The organism is Simplicispira sp. GW247-4R2A, from assembly GCF_059424465.1.
Genome location: NZ_JBWKZM010000010.1, coordinates 23,586 through 36,089, shown reverse-complemented (window position 1 = coordinate 36,089; position 12,504 = coordinate 23,586). Strand labels below are relative to the sequence as shown.

The window sequence follows — 12,504 nt, the reverse complement described above, 5'->3', positions numbered from 1 at the left end:
TCAATAGGGTAAAAAACCCACCGGGCGCAGCGCCTCCAAGGCACGGCGCGGGTGGGCTGGCCACGCACAGCGGCTAGATGTCAAAGAGAAGGCGCGACGGGTCTTCCAGCGCGTCCTTCATCGCCACCAGACCGAGCACGGCTTCGCGGCCGTCGATGATGCGGTGGTCGTAAGACAGGGCCAGGTAGTTCATCGGGCGGATGACGATCTGCCCGTTCTCCACCACCGCGCGGTCCTTGGTGGCGTGCACGCCCAGGATGGCCGATTGCGGCGGGTTGATGATGGGCGTCGAGAGCATGGAGCCAAAGGTGCCGCCATTGCTGATCGAGAAGGTGCCGCCAGTCATCTCTTCGATGCCCAGCTTGCCGTCCTTGGCCTTCTGGCCGAACTCGGCGATCTTCTTCTCGATGTCGGCAAAGCTCATCTGGTCGGCGTTGCGCAAAATCGGCACCACCAGGCCGCGCGGGCTGCCCACGGCAATACCGATGTCGAAATAGCCGTGGTACACCACATCGTTGCCGTCGATGCTGGCATTGATGACCGGGTACTTCTTGAGCGCGTGCACCGCCGCTTTGACGAAGAAGCTCATGAAGCCAATCTTGACGCCGTGCTCCTTGGTGAACGCGTCCTGGAACTTCTTGCGCATCTCCATCACGGGGGCCATGTTCACTTCGTTGAACGTGGTCAGGATGGCATTCGTCGCTTGCGACTGCAGCAGGCGCTCGGCAATGCGCGCGCGCAGGCGGCTCATGGGCACGCGCTGCTCCGGGCGCTCACCCAGGTTCGTCTTGCTGGCGGGCGCCGCCACCTGCGGCAGGGACTTGGTCGGCGCCCCCGTTGGGATACTGCTCGGCGCAACGGCGGCTGCGGCCTTCGCTGTGCCGGAGGCCAGGGCGCCCAGCACGTCGCCCTTGGTGACGCGGCCGTCGCGGCCGGTGCCGGCGACGCTGGCCGTCGACAGGTTGTTCTCGGCCAGCAGCTTGGCCGCCGCAGGCATGGCAACGTCGCCCTTGCCGGAGCCGGCAGTGGCGGTGGCCGACGCCGCAGCGACGGGTGCTGCCGCGGCAGCCGGTGCTGACGCCGCTGGCGCTGACGCCCCTGCGACCGCTGCCGTGTCGATGCGGGCAATCAGCTGCTCGGCCGCCACGGTGGCGCCGTCGCCTTGCACGATCTCGGTCAGCACACCTGCTGCGGGAGCGGGCACTTCCAAGACCACTTTGTCGGTTTCGACTTCGATCAGGATTTCATCGATGGCGACGGCCTCGCCGACCTTCTTCTTCCAGGCGAGCAGCGTGGCTTCCGCCACGGACTCGGACAGCTGCGGGACTTTGACTTCTACGATAGCCATATCAATCTTTCGGGAAATTTTGGGGGTTTGTGGGGGAGTCGGATCGCTGACTTACTTGGTCAGCACAAACCCCTTGAGCTTGCCGAATGCACCGTCCACCAGGGACTTTTGCTGCTCCTGGTGCAGGTGCGAATAGCCCACCGCTGGCGAAGCCGAGGCGGCGCGGCCCGAGTAACCAAGCTTCTGGCCATCGACCATGTTTTCGTGGATGTAGTGCTGCACAAAGAACCAGGCACCCTGGTTTTGCGGCTCGTCCTGGCACCACACGATCTCGGTCGCTTTGGGGAAGCGCTTGAGCTCGGCGGCAAACGCCTTGTGCGGGAACGGGTAGAGCTGCTCGACGCGCACGATGGCAACGTCCAAGCTTTCCATCTCGGTGCGGCGCTTGACCAGGTCGTAGTACACCTTGCCCGAGCAGGCGATGACGCGCTTGACCTTGGCGGCGTTCTTCACCACGTCCTGGTTCTGTTCCGGTATCACCGTCTGGAAGGCGCCCTTGGTGAACTCGGACAGCGGCGAGGCCGCGTCCTTGTTCCGCAGGAGCGACTTGGGCGTCATGATGATCAGGGGCTTGCGGAGGTTGCGCACCATCTGGCGGCGCAGCACGTGGAAGATCTGGCTGGCCGTCGTCGGCTGCACCACCTGCATGTTGGTGTCGGCCGACAGCTGCATGAAGCGCTCCAGGCGCGCCGAGCTGTGCTCCGGCCCCTGGCCTTCGTAGCCGTGCGGCAGCATCAGCGTGATGCCGTTGACGCGGCCCCATTTCACTTCGCCCGAGGCAATGAACTGGTCGATGACCACCTGCGCGCCGTTGGCGAAGTCGCCAAACTGCGCTTCCCAGATGACCAGGGTATTCGGGTCGTTCGACGCATAGCCGTATTCAAAGGCCAGCACGGCCTCTTCCGACAGGATGGAGTCGATGACGGTGAACGGCGCCTGGTTCTCGGCCACGTTCTGCAGCGGGGTATAGCTGCCCACGTCCCACTTTTCGCGCTTCTGGTCGTGAATCACGGCGTGGCGGTGGGTAAACGTGCCGCGGCCGCAATCTTCGCCCGACAGGCGAACCGGGTAACCACTGGCGACCAGCGAGGCAAAGGCCATGTGCTCGCCCATGCCCCAATCCACCGGGTGCTCGCCCCGACCCATGGCGGCGCGGTCGTCGTACACCTTCTTCACCAATTGGTGCGGCGTGACGGACTCTGGAATGGTGGTGATGCGCTCGGCCAGGCGCTTCCACTCCGTGAGCGGGATGGCCGTGTCGCCCGCGTCGGTCCACTTGTTCCCCAGGAAGGGGCTCCAATCGACGGCGTACTTGCTCTTGAAGTTGGTCAGCACACGCTCGGCCGTGTGGCGGCCGGCGTCCATGGCGGCGCGGTAGTCGCGCGCCATTTCGTCGCCCAGGCCTTCACCAAGCCCCTGCGCGGCAAGGCGGTCTGCATAGAGCTTTCTCGTGCCGGGGTGCTGGCCGATTTTCTTGTACATCAGCGGCTGGGTCAGGCTGGGCGTGTCCTGCTCGTTGTGGCCGAGCTTGCGGAAGCAGATGATGTCGACCACCACATCCTTGCGGAACTCCATGCGGAACTGCAGGGCCAGTTGCATGGCGAGCGCCACGGCTTCCGGATCGTCGCCGTTCACGTGCAGCACGGGCGACTCGATCATCTTGACCACGTCGGTGCAGTACAGCGTGGAGCGGCTGTCGCGCGGGTCGCTGGTGGTAAAGCCGATCTGGTTGTTGATGACGATGTGCACCGTACCGCCGGTGGTGTAACCGCGCGTTTGTGCCAGTGCCAGCGTTTCCTGGATCACGCCCTGGCCGGCAAAGGCGGCATCGCCATGCACCAACACGGGCAGGACCTGCTTGCCGTGCGGGTCATCGCGCCGGTCCATGCGGGCGCGCACCGAACCTTCGACCACCGGGTTGACGATTTCCAGGTGCGAGGGGTTGAACGCCAGCGAGAGGTGCACCGGACCGCCGCGCGTGCTCACGTCGGAGCTAAAGCCCTGGTGGTACTTGACGTCGCCCGACGGCAGATCTTCCGGAGCCGTGTGATCGAACTCGGCGAACAGGTCCTTGGGCATCTTGCCCAGGGTGTTGACCAGCACGTTCAGACGACCACGGTGCGCCATGCCGATGACGATTTCCTGCACGCCCGTCTCACCGGCAACCTGGATCAATTCGTCCATGGCGACGATGAAGCTCTCACCGCCTTCGAGCGAGAAACGCTTCTGCCCCACATATTTGGTGTGCAGGAAGCGCTCCAGGCCTTCGGCAGCCGTGAGACGCTCAAGAATGTGCTTTTTCTGCTCGGCGTTGAACGCCGGCTTGCTGCGGATGCTTTCGAGCTTTTGCTGCCACCAGCGCTTCTGGTTCTGGTCAGTGGCATACATGTACTCGGCACCGATGGTGCCGCAGTAGGTTTCGCGCAGCGCATTGATAAGCTCGCGCAGCGGCATGCTTTCCTTGCCGAAAAACGTGTTGCTGGCGTCGAAAACCGTTTCCTGGTCGGCATCCTTGAACTCGTAGAACGCTGGCTCGAGTTCAGGAATTTCAGGGCGCTCGGTGCGCTTGAGCGGGTCGAGGTCGGCCCAGCGCTGCCCCACGTTGCGGTACGCGGCAATGAGCTGCTGCACGGCCGTGCGCTTGCGGCCCATGTCTGCATCCGTGCTGGCGACCACCACCTTGGTGCCACCCTGCTTGGCACGCTCGGCAAACGCGTTGACCACGGGCAGGTGCGGCACATCGCGGGCATCGCTGCCGTCCGCAGCGGGCACATGCTGGAGGGCGTCGAAGTAATCGCGCCAGTTGTCGGGGACGCTGCCTGGGTTGGCGAGGTAGTTTTCGTACATCTCCTCGACATACGGCGCGTTCCCGCCAAAGAGGTAGGTGTTGCCTTGGTAGGCTTGGTAAACGGACGGCGTCTCGTTCATATTCCGCGGGCCTTTCGCTTTCTCCAGAAAGCATTAGGTGGTTTAAGAAACCTTCCGCGACACGGCTGAACCGATTGGCGGATGCGACTGTGGCTGGGGAAGGGCCTTGGTACGGGCGGTATTGTGCCACCGATAGGCTTTCAGCGCGCTTGCGGACGCTCTCGCGTACATTCTTGGCCTGGCCCGCCCGTGCAACCCATCCCGACTGCACCGTTACAGTCCCACCATGAGCCTCATGACGCATTCCAAGCTGCAGGACCGCACTTTTTTGCTGCTCCTGATCCTCGTCTCCATCGCCTTTCTGGCGATCTTGTGGCCCTATTACGAAGCCGTGTTCTGGGGCGTCGCGCTGGCAATTTTGTTTGCACCGCTGCACCGCAAGCTGCTCGCGCGCATGCCTGGCAGGCACAATCTGGCGGCCCTCTCCACGCTGATCCTGTGCCTGGTATTGGTCATTTTGCCAATGACCCTGCTGACGATTTCGCTGGTGCAAGAAGCCACGTACCTGTATGAGCGCACGCGCTCCGGGCAACTGAACTTCGGCACCTACTTCCAGCAGGTCATGGCAGCACTGCCCAGTTGGGCCGTTGGCTGGCTGGACCGCATGGAGTTGACCAACATTCCGTCTTTGCAGAACAAGCTGTCTTCAGTATCCGTGCAAGCCAGCCAGCTGATCGCAACGCGTGCGTTCAACATCGGCCAGAACACCTTGCAGTTCGTCGTCAGCCTCGGTGTCATGCTGTACCTGCTGTTTTTTCTGCTGCGCGATGGCCGCACCCTGGCCGCGCGCATCAGAAGCGCGGTTCCGCTCGACGAGGGGCACAAGACACGGCTCAGCAGCAAATTCACCACCGTGATTCGCGCTACGCTCAAAGGCAACCTCATGGTAGCGGCCACGCAAGGCCTGCTGGGCGGCCTGATTTTCTGGGTGTTGGGGTTGCAGGGACCGATTTTGTGGGGCGTGCTGATGGCGTTTTTGTCCCTGCTGCCGGCCATTGGCGCAGGACTCATCTGGGGACCGGTAGCCATCTACTTTTTTGCCACCGGTGCTGTATGGCAGGCGGTGGTGTTGGCTGTATTTGGCATCGCCGTCATCGGCATGGTGGACAACGTGCTGCGCCCGATTCTGGTCGGGCGCGATACCAAAATGCCCGACTATGTGATTCTCATTTCAACCCTGGGCGGCATGACCCTGCTGGGCCTCAACGGCTTCGTCATCGGGCCCGTGATTGCCGCGCTCTTCATGGCCTGCTGGGACCTGTTTGCACCAGGAGACGGTTTGTAGGCGCGAGGCTACGTTCGCCCTTGACATCCGCCCTCGCGCTTGAATACCCCAAAATGTATAGCTGCTCACGTAAGACAGATAAGCGCTAGAGGCCATTTTTACTTGATTTCTGATGCCCACAACATCTCAGCCCCCGGCTTCCCGCCCGGAAAATCCCCGTGCCTTGTTTCTCGCCTTTACCACCCTGGCACTGCAGGGCTTTGGCGGCGTGCTGGCCGTGGTGCAGCGCGAACTGGTCGAGCGCCGGCACTGGCTGACGAACGAGGAATTCATTGAGGACTGGGCCGTCGCCCAGGTCATGCCAGGGCCCAACGTGGTGAACCTCGCCGTGATGATGGGCGACCGCTACTTCGGGCTGCGCGGCGCACTGGCGGCACTTGCCGGAATGCTGGCGTTGCCTACGGTGCTGCTGCTCGTCGTTGCCACCGTGTATGCACGGTTTTCTGACCACCCCGCCATGGCGGGAGCCCTGCGCGGCATGGGCGCCGTGGCGGCGGGGCTGATTGGTGGCATGGCCATCAAGCTGGGCGCCGCGCTGCGCCAGCACCCACTGGGCTGGCGCACGGCCTACGCGCTGGCCTTGATCACGGCCCTGGCCATCGCTGGCTTGCGCATTCCCCTTCCCTGGGTGCTGCTGGTCGTGGGCGGCGCAGCCTGCGTGCTCAGCTGGCACAGGCTGGGCCGGCCATGACGGCAATGGCGCTGGACTGGCCAAGCTGGCTGCATCTGTTTGGCTACTACCTCGCGCTGTCGCTGATGGCGGTGGGCGGTGCCATCAGCACAGCGCCTGACATGCACCGCATCCTGGTGGCTGAGCACGGCTGGATCAGCGACCCGCAGTTTGGCGCCAGCATTGCGCTTGCGCAGGCCGCCCCAGGTCCCAACGTGCTGTTCATCGCCCTGCTGGGCTGGAATGTGGGACTCAACGCTGCAGCGCAGGCGGGCAGCGGCCCGGCAGCGACCTGGGCCTGGGCGCTGATGGGCGCAGTGGTCTGCATGGCGGGCATCATGCTGCCGAGCACCACCTTGACCTTGCTGGCCACGCGCTGGGCCCAACGCAATCGCGAGCGCCGCAGCGTGCGGGCCTTTCGGCTGGGCATGGCGCCCATTGTGGTCGGGCTGGTCTGCGCCACCACCTGGGTGCTGGGGCGCGCGAACGGCGTGGCTGCCACCGACTGGCCGCTGTGGCTGCTGAGCGGGGTCTGCGGCCTGCTGGTCTGGCGCACCCAACTGCACCTGTTGTGGCTGCTGGCCGCGGGCGCCGTGCTGGGGGCAATGGGCTGGGTGTAGCGCCTGGCGTTTCGCGCCGGCAACTGGGGGCTGACTGCCTGGTGGCTTATGGTCAAAATCGCCCACGGGCACTCCCTGCCTTGATCCAGCGCAGCCAGAGACCGATTTCTGGCACCAGTTCCTCTGAAACACCCTATGCTTTTCGGCGGCAAATACGTTCTGTAACCGTTTTTGCCGTCCGTCAACGCAACATGGGTCCGCTGATGCAAGCACAGGCAACCATTCTGGTGGTGGACGACTCCCCCGAGAACCTGCAGGTGATCTCTGCCGTGCTCAAGCAGGATTACAAGGTCAAGGTGGCCATCAATGGCGAACGCGCCCTGGCACTGGCCTCTGCGGCGGAACCGCCCGACTTGATTTTGCTGGACGTGATGATGCCCGGCATGGATGGCTACGAGGTCTGCGCCCGGCTCAAGCAGAACCCTGCCACGGCGGGGATTCCCGTGCTGTTCGTATCGTCCCGCGACGACGAGGAAGATGAAGCCCGCGGCCTGTCGCTGGGCGCGATCGACTACATCGTCAAGCCCATACGCCCTTCCATCGTGCAGGCCCGGGTGCGCAACCACATCGAACTCAAGCGCAGCCGCGACCTGCTGGAGCGCCTGACCACGCAAGACCACCTCACCGGCATCAGCAACCGGCGCCGCTTTGACGACCGTTTGCATCTGGAGTGGCAGCGCGCAGCGCGCGCGCAGACACCGATGTCGCTCATCGCCATCGACATCGACCATTTCAAGGCCTACAACGACCACTACGGCCACCCCGGAGGCGACCAGTGCCTGATCCAGGTCGCCCAAGCGCTGGCGGCCTGCGTGACGCGGCCCACCGACCTGGTGGCACGCTGCGGCGGCGAAGAGTTTGCCTGCCTGCTGCCCTCCACCGACAGCTGCGGCGCCAGCCGCCTGACCGAGCAGATGCGCGCCGCCATTGAGGCGCTGTGCCTGGAGCACGCCCAGTCGCCCACGCACGGCCATGTCACCATCAGCCTGGGCGTGACCACGGCCATACCCCAGACGGACGAGCCCGCACAGGCCCTGGTGGACATGGCGGACGCCGCCCTGTACGAGGCCAAAAGCGCGGGACGCAACCGCTTCGTGGCACGCATTCGCTAAGGCGATGCTGAATAAGTCACCGCGATGACGCGCGCCGTCCATCGGGATGGGAGGCAAGGCACAAACCGCCGTCATCGCCGCAGCTATGGCGAGGATCTGCAACGCCGCAGACCGCCCGAGGGACGGATGCGCGGCGCGTGAGGGACTCGTTCATGGCCCTAACTCACTGCGCCAGGGCGGTCTCCTGCAGCAAGGCCAGCGCGGCCTCAAAATCAAAGCCCTCGATCGCCACAGCGATCGCTTGGTGCGCCTGCGGGCAAGCCGCCTGCAGCAGCCCGGCCTGCGCGGCCACCCAATCGAGCGAGCTGGAATCTCCCGCTGCCAACAGTTCCTGCAATCCATCCACGAACGCACGCACCTGCTGTGGGTCTGCAGGTGCGGCGGCAGGCGCGGCGGGCACGGCGGTTGGCACCACCAGGGCGTCCAGGCCTTCAAGAACCGGGGCCAGTTCAGCAGCCAGCGTATCCAGCAAGGTGTCGATGCGCGGGGCCGCATCGCCCTGTCTGCAGGCGCCTTCCAGCGCTGCGGCTGCCGCCTGCACGCCCCGCGCGCCAATGCTGCCCGCCACCGATTTGAGGGTATGGGCCAGCCGCTCCGGGGCACTCGCATCGCCAGACCCTTGCGCGGCCCGAAAGGACAGCACAAATGCGCCCTGGCCCGCGTGGAATTTGCCCAGCAGCGAGCGGTACAGCCCCTCGTTGTGCATCGTGGTTGCCAGTCCGGCCCGGGTGTCGATGCCCGGCAGTTGCGGCAGGCCCGATGCGGCAGGTGGCGGCAACGGTCCCTGCACCGGCACCGCTGGTGCAGTAGCGCCCGGCACAGCGCAGCGCGCCCCTACCCAGCGGGCGATGGTGCGGAACATGCTGCCCACATCCAGCGGCTTGGCGATGTAGTCGTTCATGCCCGTGGCCAGAGCGCGTTGGCGGTCGCCGGCCATCGCGTTGGCCGTCATGGCAATCACGGGGAGATGGCGCAGCGCCGGATGGGCACGAATTCGCCGCGTGGCCTCATAGCCGTCCATCACCGGCATTTGGCAATCCATCAGCACGCAGTCAAAACACGCATCACGCTCAAGCAAATCCAGCGCCTCCTGGCCGTTGGTGGCCAGCACGGCCTGCATGCCGGCATGGCGCAGCAGCTCCAGCGCCAGCTCCTGGTTCAGCTCGTTGTCTTCCACCAGCAGCAAGCGGGCGCCGGCCAACTGGTGCATGGCGGCCCGGGCATCCTGGCCCATCAGGCCTGATTCGTGCTCGACCAGCCCGATATGGTCCAGCGTGCGGCCAATCGCGTCCAGCAACTGGTTGGCCATGACCGGTTTGGTCAGCACCGAGCGCAGTGCGACACCGCAGCGCTCGGCTTCGCCCAGAGCCTCTTCACGACCATAGGCGGTGACCATGATGGTGGCAGGCACCTGAAGGAGCGCATGCTCATGCAGCCGCCGCAGGGTTTCGATGCCATCCATCTGCGGCATCTTCCAGTCGATCAGCACCAGGTTGTAGGGCTGGTGCTGCTGCTCGGCGCTGGCCACGGCGGCAAGGGCAGCCGCGCCATCCATCGCCGTATCCACCTGCAGGCCCAGGCTGAGGGCAATGCTGGCCGTGATCTCGCGGGCGCAGGCGTTGTCGTCCACCACAAGAACCCGCATGGCCTGGAGTGCTTCGCGGCCCAGGCGGGGTGCCGTCGTGGCGATGTCCTGGAGACCAAACCGCGCGGTGAAATGGAATTCAGAGCCCTGCCCCGACGTGCTGACCACCCAGATGCGTCCGCCCATCTGCTCGGCCAAATTGCGGGAGATGGCCAGGCCCAAACCTGTACCGCCGTAGCGGCGCGTGGTGGAGCTGTCGGCCTGGCTGAAGGGCTGGAACAGCTTGGCGCATTGTTCCGGCGTCATGCCAATGCCGGTGTCGCGCACCCGGAAATACAGCTCGATCCCCTGCGCGTCCTCAGCCGTTTTTTCAATGGAGATCACCACCTCACCGCATTCGGTGAACTTGACAGCGTTGTTGCCCAGGTTGACCAGAATCTGCCCCAGGCGCAGCGGGTCGCCCACCAGGCCCGCCGGAATGTCCGGGGCCACGTGGAAGAGCAACTCCAGCCCCTTGTCTTCGGTCTTGAGGCCAATCAGGTTGGCGAGATGGTCCATCACCTCATCGAGCTGAAACCCGGTCTGCTCAATCACCATCTTGCCCGCCTCGATCTTGGAAAAATCGAGCACATCGTTGATCAGGCCCAGCAAGCCCACCGCCGAGCGGTGCGCCTTCTCCACATAGTTGCGCTGGCGGTCGTCCAGCGGCGTTTGCAGCGCCAGATGCGACATCCCGATGATGGCGTTCATGGGGGTGCGGATTTCATGGCTCATGTTGGCCAGAAAATCGCTTTTCGCTCGGGTGGCTTCTTCGGCCACGCGGCGCGCCTCGGCCATGGCACGTTCAGCCGCCTTGCGCTCGGCGATGTCCTCGAATACCCAGATGGTCACCTTGCGGTGGCCAGAGGAATGGATGGCCCGCCCCGACACCTGGGCCACGAACGTGCCCCCATCTTTGCGCGCGAACTCCCATTCCTTATTCACGTCCCGGCCCGCACCAAGCAAAGGCCCCACCAGAGCGCCGAATTCGGCATATTTTTCGGCAGAGTGGTGAATGATGCTGCCCGGCTGACCGATCAGATCCTTTGCCTCGTAGCCGAGGTATTCCCCCATGCGCTGGTTGACCCGCAGGATCACCCCATCGGCGGTGTAAATGATGCCGTTCGGGGCATTGTCGAAGATCGTTTGCTGCTCATCGAGCAGCTTGCGGTTGTTGGCCTCGCTGTCGCGCAGGCTGGCCTCGGCCATTTTCTGGTCGGTGATGTCCTGGTTGATACCGACCAGGCGGCGCGGCCGGCCGTCTGGGCCACGCAGGGCGGCGTCGCCGGTGTCCTGAATCCAGCGCCACTGCCCGGAGTGGGTGCGCATGCGAAAGGTGGCCTGGTGCTCCTGCACCTTGTTGTCCAGAAAAAGCTGCAAGCGTTGCTGTACTTCCGGCAAATCATCGGGGTGGATCAGGTCTTGCCAGCACGACAGGTGGTCGGGGTAGCGGGCCAGCAGGCTCTCTTTCTCGTAGCCCAGCATTTCGGCCCAGATGTCGTTCACCGTCACGTCGCTGATACGCCCCTGGGCATCGATGCTGCAGTCGTACAGGCCCAGGTGGGCACCGCGCAAGGCGAGGTTCAGGCGCTCCTCGCTGCGCGCGATGCGCTGCTCCACGATCTGGCGCTCGGTGATGTCGTAGAGCCACGAGATGAGGTAGCGCCCATCCGAAAAATCCAGCAACATCGACGACAGCAGCACGGTGATGGGTGTGCCATCGGTGCGCACCAGTTCGGCTTGGTAGGCCTTCACGCTGCCGTCCCGGCGCAGCTGCTCCATGAAGGTGTCGCGGTCCGCCGGGTTGCGCCAGGAGCGGTAGGTGTTGTACGACGGCACATCCTCAGCAGGCACCCCCATCATGGCGGCATGCTGGCGGTTGGCAAACACCAGCCGCCCTTCCTGCGTGCCAATCACCACGCCCACGGGGCTGTTCTCCAGAATGCGCAGCAGGCGGCCCTCGTTGTCCTGGCGCTCAAGTTCAAGCTTCTTGCGCTCGGTGATGTCTTCGTAGATCCACACGGCGGAGCGCTCGTGGCCGGGAATGTTGATGCCCTGGCCCGAGACCATGGCCAAGAAAGAAGTGCCGTCGCTGCGGCGAAACTCCCACTCGGTACGGACCTCTTTCCCGGCACTGAGCAGCGGCGCCGCCATGGCGGCAAAGGCCTGGTAGTTCTCTTCACTGGAGAAAAGCGTGCGCGCCACCGGCTGACCCAGCACATCGCCGCGCGCAATGCCTAAGTTTTCGCACAGACGCTTGTTCACCCGCAGCACGATGCCATCGGCCGAATAGCAAATCCCGTTGGGGGTGTTCTCGAAGATCACCTGCTGCTCCTGCAGCAGCTTGGCGATCTCGGCCTGCTGGCGGTCAATCTCCTGCCGGGCGCGGCGCTTTTCCGAAACATCGTCCACCGTGAAACGCAGCAAAATGCGCCCGCCACAGTCAAAGGCCATGAGATTGACCTCGGCATCGAAAATCTCGCCATTGGCCCGGCGCGCACGCCAGAGGAAATTGGCAATGCCGTGCTCGAAGATGGTGCGTGTGATCTCCTCTCCCGCAGACTGCGTGTCGGTGCCGTCGTACTGGATGGGCGCCGAGAAATCCAGCGGCATCTTGCCCAGCACCTCGTCGCGCGAGGAAAAACCGTAGATGCGCACCGCTGCCAGGTTGCAATCGACGATGCCGATGGCCGGGTCGATGATGACGATGGGCACCGGAGAATCCTGATAAACGCGCTTGTTGTACGCCGCGCTGCGCACCAAGGTAGCGCGCGCCTCTTGGAGCGCGTTTTCGCTGCTCTGCAGCGCCGCCGTCAGGGCCCGGTTCTCCCGCTCCAGCGCTTCGATGTCCTGTCGCAGTGCAGACTGCGCCCCTGCCCCTGCCCCTGGTTCTTGCTCCATGGCCTCTCCTGTTGCA

General features: G+C 64.3%; 7 protein-coding genes. 4 read left to right on the top strand and 3 right to left on the bottom strand.

Annotated elements, in window-relative coordinates:
* Positions 1-73 precede the first annotated feature (73 nt).
* Together odhB and AC07ZH_RS08745 are read right to left on the bottom strand one after the other, a co-directional pair.
* On the bottom strand, positions 74-1,348 hold the full coding sequence (gene odhB / locus AC07ZH_RS08750; RefSeq protein WP_495199403.1) for a 2-oxoglutarate dehydrogenase complex dihydrolipoyllysine-residue succinyltransferase: 1,275 nt from the start codon (positions 1,346-1,348) through the stop codon (positions 74-76).
* A gap of 51 nt (positions 1,349-1,399) precedes the next feature.
* Positions 1,400-4,276: a 2-oxoglutarate dehydrogenase E1 component gene (locus tag AC07ZH_RS08745; protein WP_495199402.1), complete on the bottom strand. Its 2,877-nt coding sequence runs from the start codon at positions 4,274-4,276 to the stop codon at positions 1,400-1,402.
* Positions 4,277-4,511: 235 nt separating this feature from the next.
* On the opposite strand from AC07ZH_RS08745, the gene AC07ZH_RS08740 reads away from it, so the two are divergent.
* The 4 genes from AC07ZH_RS08740 (at position 4,512) to AC07ZH_RS08725 (ending at position 7,963) form a co-directional block, all read left to right on the top strand.
* The gene (locus tag AC07ZH_RS08740; protein WP_119108471.1) at positions 4,512-5,561 is read left to right on the top strand and encodes an AI-2E family transporter; all 1,050 of its coding nucleotides are present in this window, start codon (positions 4,512-4,514) and stop codon (positions 5,559-5,561) included.
* A gap of 112 nt (positions 5,562-5,673) precedes the next feature.
* A complete protein-coding gene (locus tag AC07ZH_RS08735; RefSeq protein WP_495199401.1) occupies positions 5,674-6,252 on the top strand; it encodes a chromate transporter in 579 nt (192 codons plus the stop codon).
* A complete protein-coding gene (locus tag AC07ZH_RS08730; protein ID WP_119107365.1) occupies positions 6,249-6,851 on the top strand; it encodes a chromate transporter in 603 nt (200 codons plus the stop codon). Before AC07ZH_RS08735 ends, AC07ZH_RS08730 begins: the two co-directional genes overlap by 4 nt.
* Positions 6,852-7,054: 203 nt before the next feature.
* The gene (locus AC07ZH_RS08725) at positions 7,055-7,963 is read left to right on the top strand and encodes a diguanylate cyclase domain-containing protein (RefSeq protein ID WP_495199400.1); all 909 of its coding nucleotides are present in this window, start codon (positions 7,055-7,057) and stop codon (positions 7,961-7,963) included.
* A 163-nt stretch (positions 7,964-8,126) separates the two neighbouring features.
* On the opposite strand, the gene AC07ZH_RS08720 is transcribed toward AC07ZH_RS08725, so the two are convergent.
* Positions 8,127-12,488 carry a PAS domain S-box protein gene (locus AC07ZH_RS08720; RefSeq protein WP_495199399.1) on the bottom strand — a complete coding sequence of 1,454 codons (4,362 nt, stop codon included), beginning with the start codon at positions 12,486-12,488 and terminating at the stop codon, positions 8,127-8,129.
* Positions 12,489-12,504: the final 16 nt, after the last annotated feature.

Bases quoted from the DNA above. Each gene is read 5' to 3' on its own strand.
- AC07ZH_RS08720 (WP_495199399.1), bottom strand. From the start codon at position 12,488: ATGGAGCAAGAACCAGGGGCAGGGGCAGGGGCGCAGTCTGCACTGCGA.
- odhB (WP_495199403.1), bottom strand. From the start codon at position 1,348: ATGGCTATCGTAGAAGTCAAAGTCCCGCAGCTGTCCGAGTCCGTGGCG.
- AC07ZH_RS08725 (WP_495199400.1), top strand. From the start codon at position 7,055: ATGCAAGCACAGGCAACCATTCTGGTGGTGGACGACTCCCCCGAGAAC.
- AC07ZH_RS08735 (WP_495199401.1), top strand. From the start codon at position 5,674: ATGCCCACAACATCTCAGCCCCCGGCTTCCCGCCCGGAAAATCCCCGT.
- AC07ZH_RS08740 (WP_119108471.1), top strand. From the start codon at position 4,512: ATGACGCATTCCAAGCTGCAGGACCGCACTTTTTTGCTGCTCCTGATC.
- AC07ZH_RS08745 (WP_495199402.1), bottom strand. From the start codon at position 4,276: ATGAACGAGACGCCGTCCGTTTACCAAGCCTACCAAGGCAACACCTAC.
- AC07ZH_RS08730 (WP_119107365.1), top strand. From the start codon at position 6,249: ATGACGGCAATGGCGCTGGACTGGCCAAGCTGGCTGCATCTGTTTGGC.